This is a genomic window from Actinomadura harenae, assembly GCF_003696215.1.
GTDB classification, from domain to species: Bacteria; Actinomycetota; Actinomycetes; order Streptosporangiales; family Streptosporangiaceae; genus Spirillospora; species Spirillospora harenae.
The window spans coordinates 17,941-33,257 of the sequence record NZ_RFFG01000010.1 but is presented as its reverse complement, the minus strand read 5'-3'; the positions used below and the strand labels follow the sequence as shown (position 1 = coordinate 33,257).

The window sequence follows — 15,317 nt, the reverse complement described above, 5'->3', positions numbered from 1 at the left end:
AGAGCGCGGGCGGTCAGCCGAGGATGCCTCGCTCATAGGCGGTCGCCACGGCGGCGGCGCGGTCCTTGACCTGCAGCTTTCCGTAGATGTGGGTGAGGTGGCTCTTGACGGTGGCCTCACTGATGAACAGGAGCGCGGCGATCTCCCGGTTGGACGTCCCCTGCGCGACCAGGCGCAGGACGTCGCGCTCGCGAGCGCTCAGAGCGTCGTTGCCCGGGGAGCGCATCCGGGAGACCAGTCGGGCGGCGATGGCCGGGGACAGCATCGTCCGGCCCTCGGCGGCGGCCCGCGCGGCGTCGAACAGCTCGTCGCGCGGGGTGTCCTTGAGCAGGTAACCGGTCGCCCCGGCCTCGATGGCCGCGACGGTGTCGGAGTCGGTGTCGTAGGTGGTGAGCACGAGCACCCGCGTCCGGACGCGTCGCCGGGACAGCTCCTCGATCGCCTCGACGCCACCGCCGCCGGGCATGCGCAGGTCCATCAGGACGACGTCCGGGTCCAGGCGGGCCACCAGCTCGACCGCCTCCGGCCCGTCGGCGGCCTCGCCCAGCACCGCGAAGTCCGGCGACGAGGCGAAGATGCTGTGCAGGCCGTGCCGGACGACGGGATGGTCGTCCGCGATGACCAGCGTGACGGGACGCGGCGAGGACGACGAGGCGGCATCACCGGAGGTGGCATCGCCGGAGGTGGCGAGGGGGTCAGTCATGGCGCACCAACGGTACTTGCGCGGACAGGGCCGTCCCGAATCCTGGGGCCGACTCGACGTTGAGGGTTCCGGCGACGCGTTCGGCGCGGGCCCGCATGCCGCTGAGGCCGAAGCCTCCGGCGCCCTCGCGCGCGGGAGGCGTGCGGGGGTCGAAGCCGGTTCCGTCGTCGCGGACGTCCAGGCTCACCTCGTCGTCCATGTAGGAGAGCGTGACGCCGGTGCGCCGGGCGTCCGCGTGGCGGGCGACGTTCGCGAGCGCCTCCTGGGCGATGCGCAGCAGCGCGGCCTCGATCTCGTCGTGGAGGGGTTCGGCCGTGCCGGTGAGGACGAACTCCGCCTGGACGCCCGTCTCGTCCGACCAGTCCTTGACGATCTTCTCCAGGGCCGTGCACAGCGGGTCGTGCTCCAGCTGGCCGGGCCCGAGGTCCTGGACGGACCGCCGGGCCTCCCCCAGGCTGTGCCGGGCCAGCGCGGACGCGCGCCGCACATGGCCGCGGGTCGTGGCCGGGTCGGGGCTGTCGGCCGCCGCCTGGAGCTGGGTGACGATGCCGGTCAGGCCCTGGGCCAGCGTGTCGTGGATCTCGGCGGCGAGCCGCCTGCGCTCGTCGGCGACACCGGCCTCCCTGGCCTGGAGGAGAAGCTGGGCGTGGAGTCCGGCGTTCTCCTGGAGCGCCTGGGTGAGGCGGGCGTTGGCCCGGCGCGCCTCGGCCAGGGCCGCCGCTCTGGACGCCGCGTACTCGGAGTCCTTGACGACCAGGTGGTCGAAGCCGAGGGCGAGTCCGGCGTGCAGTGCGAGCAGCGCCACGAACGCCAGCCAGTGCCTGCCCTCGGCGGGCGGGAGGCCACCGGCGTTGGAGCCCGCCATGGTGACGGCGGTGGCGAACAGCGCGGGACGCACCAGGTGACGCGGCAGCAGCCGCTCCGCGTCGTAGTAGCCGAGCAGCGCGTAGACGGCGAACAGGGGGTTGCACCAGGCCAGTCCGAAACCGGCCGCCCACCGCAGCAGGTAGTAGATCCGATGTGCCGGGCCGCGCGGACGCCCCCTCCCACCCGCGAGCCCCCACCACGTCTCCAGGACCAGCGCCGCCACCGCGAGGACGACCGTGGCGCGCCTCCTGTCCGGCGTCATCAGCGCGTCCGCGCTGACCGTCGCGAGCGCCGCACCCGCTCCCAGCAGCACGAACGGCGCCCCGGACCGCAGCCAGCGCGGCCAGACCAGCACGCCGCGCGCGTCCCCCGCGTCCCCCGCGTCCGGCATCTCGCTCACCGCGAGCGCGGTGTCGTTCGCCGCGAGTGCCGTGTGGTTCGCGGCGGGCGGGGGCTCTTTCACGGCGAGTGCCGTCCGCCCGTCCGGTGTGCCGTCCATCGCCTGTCCCCCCGCGTTCTGATCATTCCCAGCGGAACCAGCGGGCGGAGACCCCTCCCAGCACCACGGTCCACACCAGCATGATGGCCAGGTGGGACGGCCCGGGCCAACCGCCGGACGACGCCTGGTGGAGCGCCTGGGAGGCGGCGCCGAACGGGGTCAGTTCCACGACGCGCCGCAGCTCCTCCGCCATGGACTGGACCGGAACGTACACCCCCGCAGTGAACGCGACGGGGAAGAACAGGATCGTGGCGACCGTGGTGGAGCCCTTCGCGGTGCGCGACAGCGCGGCGACGAGCGCCCCGGCGACCAGGGCGGTGAGCGTGACCAGGACCAGCGTCCCCGCGTACGCGGCGGGGTTGGCCGGAAGGGCGACGCCGTACAGCACGCGTCCGACGACCAGGACGACGACCCCGCTCGCCAGCGCGGCGGCGCCGTGCACGACCACCTGGGCGGCCAGGAGCGCCGACGGCCGGACCGGCGTCGTCGACATGCGGCGCAGGATGCCCTTCTCGCGATAGCCCGCGAGGGTCGGCGGCAGCGACTGGAGACCGGCCATGACCAGTCCGAGCAGCACGGTCACCGGGACGTACAGGTCGATGGTCCGTCCCCCGCCGGGGGAGGTGGCCTCCGCCCGGAAGGACGGGACCAAGCCGACCAGCGCCAGCAGCAGGGCGGGGAAGGCGAGGATCCAGAACACGCTGGCCGGTTCACGGGACAGCAGCCGGGCCTCGGCCCTCAGGACGGCGATGGACGCGGACATGTCAGTGCTCCCCGCGGGTCAGGTCGAGATAGGCGTCGTCGAGGGTGGCGCTCTCCACCCGGAGGTTGTGCGCGGTGATCCCGTCGCGCGCGAGCAGGGACATCAGCGCCTCGACGGTCGCGTCCGTCCCGCTGACGACCAGCCGCCCGTCGTCCGCGCGCCGGACGGTCCGGAGGGCGGGCAACGCGGCGAGCGCGTCGTCACCGGGCGGCCGCGAGGGGGTGAAGGACACGACGGTCGCGTTCCGGGCATGCTCGATGAGCCCGGCGGGCGTGTCCAGCGCGGCCAGGACCCCCGACCGGAGCACGGCGACGCGGTCGCACAGCCGCTGCGCCTCCTCCATGAAGTGGGTGACCAGCAGGATCGTCACGCCGTCGTCGCGGAGGCCGTCGATGAGCTCCCAGGTGTCGCGGCGCGCGTTCGGGTCCAGGCCGGTGGTCAGCTCGTCCAGGACCACCACCCTCGGACGTCCGATCAGCGCCAGCGCGATGAACAGGCGCTGCTTCTGCCCGCCCGACAGTGTCCCGAAGCGCCGGTCGAGCAGGTCGTCCAGGCCGAGCCGCCCGGCCAGCTCGCGCCGGTCCGCCGGGTGCGGGTAGAAGGCGCCGTACAGCTCCAGCGCCTCGCGGACGGTGAGCTTGTCCTGAAGGTCACTGTGCTGGAGCTGCACGCCGAGGATCGGGGTGACGCGCCTCCGGTCGGTGGCCGGGTCCCTCCCGGCCACCCGCACCCGACCGCCGTCGGGACGGCGCAGCCCCTCCACGCACTCGACGGTGGTGGTCTTCCCGGCGCCGTTGGGACCGAGGAGCCCGAAGATCTCCCCCTCCTCGACGGCGAAGGACACCCCGTCCAGCACCGTCCGGCCCCCGTAGGACTTCGCGAGCCGGTCGACTTCGATGATCGCCATGCCCGAGGATCTCCCGGCGTCCCCTTCCCGGGCATCGCCCATCCCGCCGGACCCGGCATCAGCCGATCGGCTGATTCCCGCCTCCGACCTCCCCCTCCGCCGTCAGACGCTCGCCGTGTCCTGACGGCCGGCGAGCTCACGGGTGGTCTCGTCCAGCCATGCCCGGTACCAGGCGGTGAAGGTGACCGGCTCGCCGTCCGGGCCGAGCATCGGGGCGAGGTCGACGAGGTCGACGTCGTCGACCCGGTCGTCCGACCACAGGTGTCCGCGCTCGGGTCCGCTGACGACCAGCCACACGCGGGACGCGCATCCCGCATGGCACAGGACGATCGCGCCGACCGTCCGGTCGGGGTTCCACAGCAGCGCCTCGCACCTCGCGTCCCAGTCCTCGTAGGCGCGGTCGAACTCCCCGATGTCGTCGAAGGACTCCTCGTCCGGGCACTCGGCGCGCAGCGCGCCGATGTCGGCCTGGGCCCGGACGATCTGTGTCTCTGCCCCTTGTCTCTGCCAGGGCAGAGGTCAGGGCTGCCCCAGCAGCCGGTCGACCAGTCCGGCGATGTAGTCCGGGGTGAGCGGATCCTCACCGAACAGGACGCGGATGTACATCGGGGCCATGATGTGGTCGAGCACGTCCATCACGTCGGGTGGACGCTCGCCGCGTTCGGCGGCGCGGTCGAGCATGGCCTGCAGGAAGCGGGTGCGTTCGGCGAGGAACTCGTCGCGTGCCCGCAGCCCCTGCTCGCCCTTGTTCGACAGGGCGAAGGCCAGGCGGAGCACCGCGAGGCCTTCAGGTCCGGTGATCTCGCGCACCACCTGGGCCGCGTAGGCGTGCAGGTCACCGGCCAGGCTCCCGGTGTCGGGCATCGGCGACCGCGCGTTCAGGCGCGTGAGGACCACGTCGGCGAGCAGGGCCTCCAGGGTGCCCCACCGGCGGTAGACGCTGGTGTCGGCCACGCCCGCGCGGGCCGCGACGTCACCGACCGTGAACTCGCCGTAGCCGCGCTCGCCGACCAGTTCCGTGACGGCCTGGTGCACTGCGGCCCGGACGCGGGCACTGCGCCCGCCGGGCCGCCGGACCGGTTTTCGCTCCTCCATGCCCCGACCTTAGCGCAGCCCGCAGTTGCGTTTACGGCGCGCGCTGCGTAGCCTCCTAAAGCAGTAGGGAACTGCTTTAGGAGGCTGGATGAAGTCTGAACCGCCGGTGGCCGTGCCGAACCGGGCGGCGTTGCTCACGGTGACCTGCCTGGGGCAGTTCATGGTGCTGCTCGACAACACGATCGTCGGCGCGGCGCTGCCCGACATGCGGGAGCGGCTCCACACCCAGTTGACCGGGCTGCAATGGATCGTCGACGCCTACGTGCTCCTGGTCGCCATGCTGTTGCTGTCGGGCGGCGTCTTCGCCGACCGCTTCGGCCGCAAGAGGATCTTCCTGGCCGGCGTCGTGGTGTTCACCGCCGCGTCCGTCCTGTGCTCCGCCGCGCCCTCGATCGGCTGGCTGATCGCCGGGCGGGTACTGCAGGGCATCGGGGCCGCGGCACTGAGCCCCGCCTCGCTGACACTGCTCGCCGCCGCGTATCCGGTTCCGCAGGAGCGGGTCAGGGCCATCGGACTGTGGGCCGGACTCAGCGGAATCGGCCTGGCCGCCGACCCCTTGGCCGGCGGCGTTCTGGTGGAGGCCTTCGGCTGGCCGGCCATCTTCCTCGTCAACCTGCCCGTCGGCGTGGCCCTGCTGGTCGCCGGCCTGCGCGTGCTGGACGAGTCCCGCAACCCGAACGCGCCGGCGATCGACGTCCCGGGAACGGTCCTGTCCATCCTGGGCGTGGGCGCGCTCACCTACGCGCTGATCGAGGGCGGCTCCCGTGGCTGGACCTCGCCGGTGATCCTGGGCGGCTTCGCCGCCGCGGCCGTGATCCTCGTCGTCTTCGTGGTCGTCGAAGGGCGGGTCCCGGCACCGATGCTGCCCCTGCGACTCTTCCGGGAACGGCTGTTCACGGTCTCCAACACGGCCATGGTCGTGGTCGGTTTCGCACTCATGGGCTCGTCGTTCTTCTTCTCCCAGTTCTTCGTCTACGTCCAGGGCAGCTCGATCCTGCGCGCCGGGGTGCAGACGCTGCCCGCCACGCTCGCGATGGTCGTCGTCAGCCCGTTCGCGGGCCGGCTCGCCGCCCGGTACGGCTTCCGGATCATGGTCACGACCGGCCTGGCCCTGGCCGGACTGGGACTGCTGGCCCTGGGCTTCGTGCACGCCGACACCGGCTACTCCAACGTGTGGTGGCGGCTGGCCGTCGTCGGGATCGGGTTCGCCCTGACCATGTCCCCGCTGACCGGCGCCGCCATCCAGTCGGTCAGCCCGCAGGAGGGCGGCCTGGCGTCGGGTGTCAGCAGCACCACCCGGCAGATCGGCGCGGTCCTCGGCGTGGCGGTGCTCGGAGCCGTCGTCCGCACCCGGCAGTCCAGTGGCGCCTCCTTCGAGGCGGGGCTCGACAGCGCCTTCGTCGTGGTCGGCGTCGCCACCTTGGCCACAGCCGTGCTCACGGGCCTGTGGCTGACCAGGAGCGCCGGAACGTCACGACCGGCGAGCCCGGCCCCACGCGTTCACGAGGACACCATGAGTCACTGACGCGACCAGAGCCCGGCACTGCTCAGGATCGCCAGGAGGGGCTTGCCGGGTATCCCCGGCCCGTGAACGGAGTGGATCTATCCGCTATCGTTTTAAACGAAGCGTTTCTATCCGTTTCTGAGGGTCATGCGTGCCGTGGTGGTGGCGGTGGATACGCCGAGCCGACAATGAAGGGATCCCCCCTGTGCGAGCCGAAGTCTTCTTCGACGTCCTCTGCCCCTGGTGCTACATCGGCAAGCGCAGACTCTCCGCCGCGCTGAAGGCCGTCCCCGGCGCCGAGGTGGTGTGGCGCAGTCGTGAACTGGGCCCGGACGCGTCGTCCGTCCCCGCCGGGACCGCCGCCGAGCTGATCGCCTCCTACCAGCCCAGCCCCGAGCACGCCGCCGCGCGCATCGAGCACATCCGCACGCTGGGCGCCGCCGAGGGTCTTGCCCTGAATCTGGACAAGGCCCGTCCCGTCAACACGTTCGACGCCCACCGGCTCATTCATCTCGGCGCGTCCCAGGGCAGGGCCGATCAGGTCCTTGAGCGGTTGCTGCGCGGCTACCACACCGAGGGCCTCAACATCGCCGACACGGACGTCCTGAGAACGCTCGCCGCCGACGCCGGTCTCACCTCCGACGAGGTCGACGAGGTTCTCGCGGGCGACGCGTTCGCCGACAGCGTCCGCGCGGACGAACGGCGGGCGGACGAACTCGGCGTGCAGGGCGTCCCGACGCTGGTGACGGAGACCGGGGCGGCCGTCTCGGCCGTGCAGGGCGTCGAGGCGCTGACGCGACTGCTCGGCGGGTAGCGTCCGGGGAGCGGCACTAAACGGACAGGAAGGCTTCGTTTGGCTGGTAGGGTGCGCGCATGGCACGCAAAGCCGCCCGGCACGCCGAGGCCGCCCGCAACGACCGGGCCCTGCTGGACGCCGCCAGGGAGGTCCTGGCCAGGGACGGCGCGCACGCCTCGGTCGCCGCCGTCGCCGCGCGCGCCGGGGTCGGCATCGCCACCGTGTACCGCCGCTACCGCACCAAGGACGAGCTCTTCCAGCACCTCTGCGCGCTCTCGCTCGACCAGTGGGTCGACGCCGCCGAGGCCGGGCTCCGGCAGGACGACCCCTGGGAGGGGCTCGTCCACTACGTGCGGGCCGCCGTCGAGTTCAGCGGCGGCTCGCTCGGCCCGATGGCGGGCACGATCGCCGTCACCGACGAGATGACCGACAAGTCCACCCGCGTCGACGGGCTGCTGCACGACCTGGTGGCCCGCGCGCACGCCGCCGGAACACTCCGGAGCGACGTGACGTCCACCGACATCTCGCTGCTCGTCGAGCAACTCGCCAAGTCGCCCCTGACCGACCAGCTCGACCGGCAGGGCCGCGGCGATCTCGCCGACGCGGCGCGTGAGGCCCACGCCCGCATGATCACGATCGCGCTCGACGGCCTGCGCTCCGGCAACCCTCCGCTGCCGGGATCCGCGCCGTCCCCGGACCTGCTCTCCTGCCGCTGGGAGCACCGCCCGCCGCGGTAGGCCGTCACCCCTCGGGGTTCTCGCCTCCCCCGGGCAGCGCCCGGACGGCCCGGACGACGTCCGCCCGCATCTCGTCGAGACCGTGGTCGGCGCCGAGGATCATGCGGCGGACCTGGGGCAGGGCCAGGCTCCAGCCGACCAGGCCGAGCGCGAGGAACAGGCGCGTCCGGGAGTCGTCGCCGTCCTCGGCCTGCATGGCCCGGACCTTGTCCTCGTAATGACGCGTTCGGGGCTCTTCCCCAGGAACCGGCTGGTCGCCGAGTTCGAGAGCCTCCCACATGAGCATCCGCAGCGCCTCGGGATGCGCGCGGTGGTGGTCGAAGAGCCGCTCGGCGTAGGCGGACAGGTCGTCGTCCCCGGGCGGGACGGCCTGGGCCAGGTCCGTCATGAGACGTTCGAGGACGGCCGCGAAGAGCTTGTCCTTGTCGCCGAAGTAGTCGTAGATCGCCCGCTTGTTGGCCTGGGCCTGGGCCGCGATGCGGTCCACGCGCGCACCGGCGATGCCGTACGCGGCGAACTCACTGGTCGCCGCCGCGAGGATCCGCTCTTTGGTCGCCGTCGAGTCGTACGCCATGACCCGATGGTAACGAACTGGTTCGTTTGACGTCGCCCCGGTCCGCGTGCGACGCTCTCGCCATTCGAACCATCTAGTTCGTTCGGTTGGAGTCACGATGCCCCGAAGCGATCCCCCCACATCCTCATCCCTCCGGCGGCTGTCCCTGGTGATGGCGCTGGCCTGCGGCGTCAGCGTCGCCAACGTCTACTTCCCGCAGGCCCTCACCCCGCTGATCGCCGACGGATTCGGGATCACGCCGGGGACGGCGGCGAACGTCGCCACGGTGACCCAGCTCGGCTACGCCGCCGGGATCTTCCTGCTCGTCCCGCTCGGCGACCGGCTTCCCCGCCGTCCGCTGATCACGGTGCTGCTCGCCCTGACGGGGTGCGCGCTCCTGGCCGCCGGACTCGCCCCGGCCACCGGCTTCCTGGTCGCCGCCGGAGCCCTGGTCGGACTCACCACGGTCGTCCCCCAACTGCTGCTGCCCCTGGCCGCCGGCCTGGTCGCACCCGACCGGTGCGGCGCGGTGGTCGGCACCCTGCAGGGCGGACTCATCGGCGGGATCCTCCTCGCCCGCACCTTCGGCGGCGTCCTCGGCGAACACCTCGGCTGGCGCGCCCCCTACCTGACCGCCGCCGCGCTCACCGGACTGCTCGCGCTCGTCCTCGGCCTGGCCCTGCCCAGGGTCGCGCCGTCCGCCCGCGACCGCTACCCCGCCCTGCTCGCCGACACCCTGCGCCTGCTGCGGACCGAGCCCGACCTGCGCCGCTCCGCGCTCTACCAGGCCACCCTCTTCGGCGGCTTCAGCGCCACCTGGACCGCGCTCGCCCTCCTGCTCACCGGCCCGCACTACCACCTGGACGCCCAGGCGGTCGGCGTCCTGGCCCTCATCGGAGCGGCGAGCATGTTCTGCGCGCCCGCCGCCGGACGCCGCGTCGACCGCTACGGCCCCGACCGCGTGAACGCCTGGTGCATCGGAGCCACCCTCGCCGCGTCCGCGATCCTCTCCGCCGGCATCGTCGGCGGCGCGGTCGGCCTGGCCGCCCTCGCCCTCGGCCTCCTGCTGCTGGACGTCGCGATCCAGTGCAGCCAGGTCGCCAACCAGGCCCGCATCTTCGCCCTGCGCCCCGAGGCCCGCAACCGCCTGAACACCGCCTACATGACCTGCTCGTTCCTCGGCGGCAGCGCCGGCTCATGGCTCGGCATCCGCGCCTACACCCACCTCGGCTGGCCCGGCGTCTGCGCCCTCACAGCCCTCACCGCGACCACCGCCGCGGCCACCGCCCTCACCGCCAGAACCAGACCGGCCCACCGCACCCGTTTGGAGGACGCCCTGAAGGCCGGCCCCTCAACCATCACCACCCCAAGGTGACCGACACCTCCACTCCCCGACCACAAGTCAGAACACACCGAAAGGTTCCGTCGTGACCTTCCCAGCCATGCCCCACGCCGTCCTGCAGTTCTTCCGCGCCTCCCAGGAGGGCGACGTCGACGCCTGGGCGGACGCGTTCGCCGAGGACGGCGTCTTCCACGACCCCGTGGGCACGACCCCGATCACCGGACGCGCCGCCATCCACGACTTCATCGCCTCCGTCCTGCCCAACTTCCAGCCCTTCCTCGGCCTGACGCCCCTCGAGGCGCACACCATCGGCGACCACGTGGCCGTCTCCTGGCGCGGCGCCGCCGTCGCCCTGGACGGCAAGCCGGTCAACTGGTCCGGCATCAACATCTACGAACTCAACGAATCCGGCCTCATCCGGGAAGCGAAGGCCTACTTCAACAGCGCCATCTTCCAGTCCCAACTCGCCGCCTAACGCTCAGGAGCCAGTGAAGCCGAGCAGGCCGGACGCACCGATGCCCGGCCTGCTCGGCCTGTTCGCCCCCTTCAGGAGGCCGACCCCACCCGCCGCTGACCGTTCGCGCCTTTCTTCATGTCCGAGATCGCGGCGAAGAACCATGGGAACCGGCAGCACCCGGCCGTCGTCCTAGTCCCCAACCCAGCGCGTATCCCGCAGCGCGCCGGGGCCATGCCGGAATTCCAGCATCCACTGCTGGCAGCCTGCCCCGATCGAGGAGTTCCTCTTGCGGATCCGTCGTGTTCACATGATGCAATCCCGCTCCTACGCGCCTGGGCTGCTACTTGCCGGAGCGCTCACGCTCAGCGCTGCGACGGGCTGCACCACAGGCTCCGGCTCCCCCAAGCACCTGACATCCTCCTCGGCAACTCCCACCTGGAAACCGACATTCCGTCCAGGTGAGATCCCGGGTCTGTCCAGTTAACGGTGTAACTGGGTGTTGTGGGGGTTAGTGTCGGGTGTTGGTGAGGCGGCCTTCGAAGGCGATCTCGAAGGCGTTGAGGGCGGGCTTCCAGCGCTTGGACCAGCGTTTGCGGCCCGCGCCGGTGGGGTCGAGGCTCATGACCGCCAGGTAGACGCACTTGAGCGCGGCCTGCTCGGTCGGGAAGTGGCCGCGGGCCTTGACCGCGCGGCGGATCCGGGCGTTCACCGACTCGATCGCGTTGGTGGAGCAGATCACGGTGCGGATCTCGGGGTCGAACGCCAGGAACGGGACGAACTCGGCCCAGGCGTTCTCCCAGAGCCGGACGATCGCCGGGTACTTGCTGCCCCAGGTCTCGGCGAACTCCAGCCACCGCTCGGTCGGGGCCGTGTAGACCGGCTTGAGTCCGCGTGCGATCTTGTCCCAGTCCTGCCGGCTCGCATACCGGAAGGAGTTGCGCAGCAGGTGGACGATGCAGGTCTGCACGACCGCCCGCGGCCACACGTGCGCGACCGCGTCGGGCAGGCCGGTCAGCCCGTCGCAGACCACCATGCACGCATCGGCCACGCCCCGGTTCTTCAGCTCGGTCAGCACATGCAGCCAGTACTTGGCGCCCTCGCCGCCGTCACCGACCCACAACCCGAGAATGTCGCGGGTGCCATCAACGGTCACCGCCAGGGCCACGTAGATCGGGCGGTTGGCGACCTGCCCGTCCCGGATCTTCACCTGGATCGCGTCCAGGAACACCACCGGATAGACCGGGTCCAGCGGCCGGTTCTGCCACTCGACCATGCCCTCGATCACCTTGTCGGTGATGGTGGAGATGGTCTGCCGGGACACGCTCGCGCCATACACCTGCGCCAGATGCGCGCTGATCTCACCATGGGTCAGGCCCTTGGCCGACAGTGACAGCACCATCTCGTCCACCCCGGTCAGCCGCCGCTGCCGCTTGGCCACGATCTTCGGCTCGAAGGTGCCCTCCCGGTCCCGGGGCACCTCGATCTCGACCGGCCCGATCTCGGTCGTCACGGTCTTGGCCCGATGACCGTTACGGACGTTCCCGCCCCGCTCACCACTGCGTTCGTGCCGGTCATGGCCGAGATGGTCGGTGATCTCACCTTCCAACGCCGACTCCAGCACCCGCTTGGTCAGCTGGGCCAGCAACCCACCCTCACCGGTCAGATCCAGACCCTGCTCGCGGGCCTGGGCCACAAGCTGACCGATCAGGTCCTGGCCCACCACGTCACCGGTCAGCTGGTCGGGCTCGGCCACCGCGGCATCCGCCTTCGCTTCAGTTGTCATCACGAGCAACTCCTTGATCAGGAGTTACACCGAAAACCGTACAGTCCCGAGATCCCGGCCGTCCCCGACGCTGGTCGACTGCTGTCCCCCGCGTTGCTCAAAGCCCTGCGCCCCCAAGCCGATAAGCACCCCGTATGCAGCCCGATCGAGGGCACGAAACTGGGCTCTTGGATATGCAATCTGCTCAACTTTCCACCCCATCAGAGGTGGCCCAACGCGACCACGATCACGCTCAAGGTGTTCTGGCCGGAAAACCCGTGGGACGCGACCGCCGAAGCGAGTGGGGCTTTCGCCCAAAAGAACCGAATCAATATGAAGTACGTCCATCCCGACGCCAAGTCCTGGAGGCGGGTCCCGCTCGGCGACGAGGCATACGCCACGACCACGTTCGGTCGCCTCGGCTTCAGCGACATCCTGCTCCGCGTGCAGAACGTGATAGTGGAAGTGATCACCGAGGACGGCGATACGGGCGAGAACGCCCACGATCGCCTGATCGACCAGCAGAACCGCGCCCAGCGGGTCGCCTCCGAGCTGACCGCCGCCCTCAACCGGCTTCGCCGCTGACAAAGGCTTCCTGGCAACCTCGTCATCCGCCGCCGCAGGTGCACAGGTGGCCGCTCCAGCAGACGCATCCTTCGGTGGGTGTTGTAGTGAGAGTCGGTGCGGTGCTCTCCGGTCGGGAGGCGTTCAGATAGGTCTGCTGGAGATTGAGGACGGCGACGCCCTCCGGTCGCCGCTCAGGCCACTCTTCAGAAGCCGAAGCGCGGGATTCACGCCGCCTGGCCCGCAGGTGTTGCCGGGTGAGGGTGCGGTCGAGGCGGATGTCGACCGGGCCGGGCAGGCCGACGTCGGCTCACCGCGTCCGCGCCGGCACGTGGCAGCTTCCGCGGCGGACGGTCGAGGCGAGTTCGACGAGCGCCACCGCCAGGTCCCCGACGTGGACGGACAACCCATGTCGTCGGCGAACGCCCCCTCCTCCCGCGCCATGGGGCGTGGCCGGGTCAGGTATCGCCACCGCGTTTCGCTGGCCGCCCGCGTCCCTATGCATGTTCGGCCCAGCGTTCGTGAGCCTCTGCTGGTAGGTCTCTGAACTCGGCGGCATCGGTCGCATCCCGAGAGGATCAGGGTGTGGCGCTTGGTTGCTGGATGCGGACCGGGCCGGGGCCGTGGCCGCGGAGGGTGTCGTCGGGGTTGAGGAGCAGGCAGGCCTTCATGGACAGGCAGCCGCAGCCGATGCAGCCGGTGAGCTCGCGTTCGAGGCTCTCGATGACCCGGCGGCGTTCCTCCAGTTGTTTCTTCCAGCGCCGGGAGACCCGCTGCCAGTCCTTGTGGGTGGGGGCGCGGTCGGTGGGGAGGCCGGCGAAGACCTCGGCGACGTCCGACAGCGGGATGTGGAGGCGCTTGGCCACGATGATCAGGGAGATCCGGCGGAGCATGTGCCGGGAGAAGATCCGCTGGTTGCCGCTGGTGCGTTCGCTGAAGATCAGGCCCTTGCGTTCGTAGAAGTGCAGGGCGGAGGCGGGCATGCCGGTTCGGCGGATGACCTCACCGATCGTGAGGTGGTCGTCTGGACTGGCATACATGACGCTGCTCTTTCCCTTCTCCGGAGCGTTGGTGGTCAGGTGGAACGGGACGTCGCGGCGCGACCGCCGATCAGGGCGGCCACGGTGACGGTCAGGACGAGGCAGAGCAGGCCGACGCCGAGCTGGGTCACGTGCCACGACCAGGTGAAGGCGTCCAGCTCCACGCGCTCGGCTCCCTCGGTGAGCCGTCCGGCTCCGACCTCGGCGGCGCGTCCGGTATCGCCGAGCCTGGACGCCAGGCTCCAGCCGAGGAATCCGCGGTTGGCGACCAGGGCGGGCGCCAGCACCGGAGCGTCACTGCGCCGCTGAACGACGCCGAAGGCGATCAGCACGACCAGCCCTGCGATTCCGGTGAGCAGGACGACGAGGTGCGTCCAGCCGAGCGCGGGCGCCTCCAGGAGCGCGAACATCAGCAGTGCCAGTGCCGCGACGAACAGGAGGCCGCCCGCCCAGTCGAACCGGCCGGCACCGGCCGTGCGGGACTCGCGGGCGCGTGTCCCGCCCGCGGCGACCAGCAGGCCGACGACGGTGAAGACCGCGAAGCTCCCCCGCCATCCGGCCGCGCTGACCATGAGGCCCGACAGGGTGGGGCCGACGGCGATCCCGACTCCGGCCATGGTGCCCATCAAGGCGAAGGCGCGGTTGCGGGCCGCGCCGTCATAACTGGACGCCAGGATGGCGCCGCCCGCCGCCATGATCCCCGCACCGCCGGCACCGGAGACGACGCGGGTGACGTCGGTGACGACGATCGCCGGGCTCAGCGCCGTCCCGAGGAACCCGGCCGTGAAGACCAGCGCCGAAGCGACGAACACCCGCCGTCTGCCGATCCGGTCGGCGGTCGATCCCGCGATGAGCGTCATCGTCGCGAAGGCCAGGTTGTACCCGGCGACGACCCAGTTCAGCGGGGACCCGGAGGCATCGAGGTCACGACCGATGCTCGGCAGCGCCACCGCGGTCCCCGAGATGGACATGGCCACCAGGACGACTCCGGCCAAGACCACCGGGAGCGTCAACGAGGACGGCCGATCCGCCGGAGCCGCATACGAAGGGGTCCTGCTCTCCGCCGTGTCCCTGCTGTTCGCCATGGCTGCTCTCCGTCTCCTGTCCCGAAGCAGATGGCGAAACCTCACCAGCTCAACCACAGTTGAGGTCAAACTCGCTGGTACGAGGCCCTCAAAGAGACCTCAGCCAGCTCAGCGGCGGGCTGCAAGGAAGGAAGCGCTTTCCAGGTGAAGAGGTGCAGTCGGGCGTGTGTGTCCTTCTGCCCCCTGAAAAACCGCTGGTCGCGGGTGAGGGCTGCACGGGACCCTGGGCACATGCCTCGACGCCTCATGTTCGTGCAGTTGAAGTCTGGTTACGACACCGACCGCGGACCCTCGTGGATCGGGTGGGTGGACTTTTCGAAGACGTGGAGCACCGCGTATTTTCAGGGAAGGACACTGCGCCGGGCAGGCGGGATGTTCGACGCGAACTTCTACGACACGCAGACCGATGAGGAGTTCTGGGTCTCTGGACCGAAGCGGGACCGCACCGACACCCGCTACGGCCCCTCCAGCCCAGAAGTCGAGCCGGATGCCATTGCGACCTATCACGCGTTCCTGGACGGTGCGCCCCTGCCAGGCCGAGAGCACGGCTGACCCGGGCTCTCACGCGTGGGCCTTGCCTGGGTCTTGATCAACCAGACGGAGAGTGCCTCTGCCCACCCGACGCGAGAGCCGGGCCCGTCGG

General features: G+C 71.0%; 17 protein-coding genes. 7 read left to right on the top strand and 10 right to left on the bottom strand.

The features are described from left to right. Positions 1-13 precede the first annotated feature (13 nt). From EBO15_RS07735 to EBO15_RS07710, 6 genes are all read right to left on the bottom strand, one after another. Entirely contained in the window at positions 14-703 is a 690-nt protein-coding gene (locus EBO15_RS07735) for a response regulator (RefSeq protein ID WP_122193631.1), read from the bottom strand. Beyond that, a complete protein-coding gene (locus EBO15_RS07730; protein ID WP_233616042.1) occupies positions 696-2,069 on the bottom strand; it encodes a sensor histidine kinase in 1,374 nt (457 codons plus the stop codon). Before EBO15_RS07730 ends, EBO15_RS07735 begins: the two co-directional genes overlap by 8 nt. Before the next feature lie 22 nt (positions 2,070-2,091). Then, entirely contained in the window at positions 2,092-2,832 is a 741-nt protein-coding gene (locus EBO15_RS07725) for an ABC transporter permease (RefSeq protein ID WP_122193630.1), read from the bottom strand. 1 nt (position 2,833) lies between these two features. Then, positions 2,834-3,739, bottom strand: a complete 906-nt coding sequence (locus EBO15_RS07720; RefSeq protein WP_122193629.1) for an ABC transporter ATP-binding protein — start codon at positions 3,737-3,739, stop codon at positions 2,834-2,836. A 102-nt stretch (positions 3,740-3,841) separates the two neighbouring features. Then, positions 3,842-4,036: a hypothetical protein gene (locus EBO15_RS07715; protein WP_122193628.1), complete on the bottom strand. Its 195-nt coding sequence runs from the start codon at positions 4,034-4,036 to the stop codon at positions 3,842-3,844. A gap of 222 nt (positions 4,037-4,258) precedes the next feature. Further along, positions 4,259-4,834 carry a TetR/AcrR family transcriptional regulator gene (locus EBO15_RS07710; RefSeq protein WP_122193627.1) on the bottom strand — a complete coding sequence of 192 codons (576 nt, stop codon included), beginning with the start codon at positions 4,832-4,834 and terminating at the stop codon, positions 4,259-4,261. An 88-nt stretch (positions 4,835-4,922) separates the two neighbouring features. Here EBO15_RS07710 and EBO15_RS07705 point away from each other — a divergent pair, with 88 nt between their 5' ends. From EBO15_RS07705 to EBO15_RS07695, 3 genes are all read left to right on the top strand, one after another. Further along, positions 4,923-6,359: an MFS transporter gene (locus EBO15_RS07705; protein WP_122193626.1), complete on the top strand. Its 1,437-nt coding sequence runs from the start codon at positions 4,923-4,925 to the stop codon at positions 6,357-6,359. 184 nt (positions 6,360-6,543) lie between these two features. Continuing rightward, positions 6,544-7,152 carry a DsbA family oxidoreductase gene (locus tag EBO15_RS07700; protein WP_122193625.1) on the top strand — a complete coding sequence of 203 codons (609 nt, stop codon included), beginning with the start codon at positions 6,544-6,546 and terminating at the stop codon, positions 7,150-7,152. A 59-nt stretch (positions 7,153-7,211) separates the two neighbouring features. Further along, on the top strand, positions 7,212-7,871 hold the full coding sequence (locus EBO15_RS07695; protein ID WP_122193624.1) for a TetR/AcrR family transcriptional regulator: 660 nt from the start codon (positions 7,212-7,214) through the stop codon (positions 7,869-7,871). Between the two features lie 4 nt (positions 7,872-7,875). Here EBO15_RS07695 and EBO15_RS07690 read toward each other — a convergent pair whose 3' ends face one another. Next, positions 7,876-8,445, bottom strand: a complete 570-nt coding sequence (locus tag EBO15_RS07690; RefSeq protein WP_122193623.1) for a TetR family transcriptional regulator — start codon at positions 8,443-8,445, stop codon at positions 7,876-7,878. 97 nt (positions 8,446-8,542) lie between these two features. On the opposite strand from EBO15_RS07690, the gene EBO15_RS07685 reads away from it, so the two are divergent. Together EBO15_RS07685 and EBO15_RS07680 are read left to right on the top strand one after the other, a co-directional pair. After that, on the top strand, positions 8,543-9,799 hold the full coding sequence (locus EBO15_RS07685) for an MFS transporter (protein ID WP_122193622.1): 1,257 nt from the start codon (positions 8,543-8,545) through the stop codon (positions 9,797-9,799). Between the two features lie 52 nt (positions 9,800-9,851). Then, entirely contained in the window at positions 9,852-10,241 is a 390-nt protein-coding gene (locus EBO15_RS07680; protein WP_147481413.1) for a nuclear transport factor 2 family protein, read from the top strand. 490 nt (positions 10,242-10,731) lie between these two features. Here the strand turns inward: EBO15_RS07680 and EBO15_RS07675 are convergent, their stop codons facing one another. Beyond that, on the bottom strand, positions 10,732-11,916 hold the full coding sequence (locus EBO15_RS07675; RefSeq protein ID WP_378238486.1) for an IS256 family transposase: 1,185 nt from the start codon (positions 11,914-11,916) through the stop codon (positions 10,732-10,734). Between EBO15_RS07675 and EBO15_RS47230 the strand changes: the two genes are divergently transcribed. Next, positions 11,797-12,570 (top strand): hypothetical protein, encoded by a 774-nt coding sequence (locus EBO15_RS47230; protein ID WP_378238489.1) that lies wholly within the window; start codon positions 11,797-11,799, stop codon positions 12,568-12,570. The genes EBO15_RS07675 and EBO15_RS47230 overlap by 120 nt on opposite strands. Before the next feature lie 557 nt (positions 12,571-13,127). Here the strand turns inward: EBO15_RS47230 and soxR are convergent. Further along, positions 13,128-13,589: a redox-sensitive transcriptional activator SoxR gene (soxR, locus tag EBO15_RS07665; protein ID WP_122193618.1), complete on the bottom strand. Its 462-nt coding sequence runs from the start codon at positions 13,587-13,589 to the stop codon at positions 13,128-13,130. A 35-nt stretch (positions 13,590-13,624) separates the two neighbouring features. Further along, positions 13,625-14,674, bottom strand: coding sequence for an MFS transporter (locus EBO15_RS07660; protein WP_267898387.1), 1,050 nt, complete (start codon positions 14,672-14,674; stop codon positions 13,625-13,627). 306 nt (positions 14,675-14,980) lie between these two features. Between EBO15_RS07660 and EBO15_RS07655 the strand changes: the two genes are divergently transcribed. Beyond that, positions 14,981-15,226 carry a hypothetical protein gene (locus tag EBO15_RS07655; protein ID WP_199744386.1) on the top strand — a complete coding sequence of 82 codons (246 nt, stop codon included), beginning with the start codon at positions 14,981-14,983 and terminating at the stop codon, positions 15,224-15,226. The last annotated feature ends 91 nt before the right edge of the window (positions 15,227-15,317 follow it).

Excerpts from the sequence above, each read along its gene's own strand:
- EBO15_RS07710 (WP_122193627.1), bottom strand. The coding sequence starts at position 4,834 with ATGGAGGAGCGAAAACCGGTCCGGCGGCCCGGCGGGCGCAGTGCCCGC.
- EBO15_RS07725 (WP_122193630.1), bottom strand. The coding sequence starts at position 2,832 with ATGTCCGCGTCCATCGCCGTCCTGAGGGCCGAGGCCCGGCTGCTGTCC.
- soxR (WP_122193618.1), bottom strand. The coding sequence starts at position 13,589 with ATGTATGCCAGTCCAGACGACCACCTCACGATCGGTGAGGTCATCCGC.
- EBO15_RS07705 (WP_122193626.1), top strand. The coding sequence starts at position 4,923 with ATGAAGTCTGAACCGCCGGTGGCCGTGCCGAACCGGGCGGCGTTGCTC.
- EBO15_RS07685 (WP_122193622.1), top strand. The coding sequence starts at position 8,543 with ATGCCCCGAAGCGATCCCCCCACATCCTCATCCCTCCGGCGGCTGTCC.
- EBO15_RS07660 (WP_267898387.1), bottom strand. The coding sequence starts at position 14,674 with ATGGCGAACAGCAGGGACACGGCGGAGAGCAGGACCCCTTCGTATGCG.
- EBO15_RS07720 (WP_122193629.1), bottom strand. The coding sequence starts at position 3,739 with ATGGCGATCATCGAAGTCGACCGGCTCGCGAAGTCCTACGGGGGCCGG.
- EBO15_RS07730 (WP_233616042.1), bottom strand. The coding sequence starts at position 2,069 with ATGGACGGCACACCGGACGGGCGGACGGCACTCGCCGTGAAAGAGCCC.
- EBO15_RS07690 (WP_122193623.1), bottom strand. The coding sequence starts at position 8,445 with ATGGCGTACGACTCGACGGCGACCAAAGAGCGGATCCTCGCGGCGGCG.
- EBO15_RS07695 (WP_122193624.1), top strand. The coding sequence starts at position 7,212 with ATGGCACGCAAAGCCGCCCGGCACGCCGAGGCCGCCCGCAACGACCGG.
- EBO15_RS47230 (WP_378238489.1), top strand. The coding sequence starts at position 11,797 with ATGGCCGAGATGGTCGGTGATCTCACCTTCCAACGCCGACTCCAGCAC.
- EBO15_RS07735 (WP_122193631.1), bottom strand. The coding sequence starts at position 703 with ATGACTGACCCCCTCGCCACCTCCGGCGATGCCACCTCCGGTGATGCC.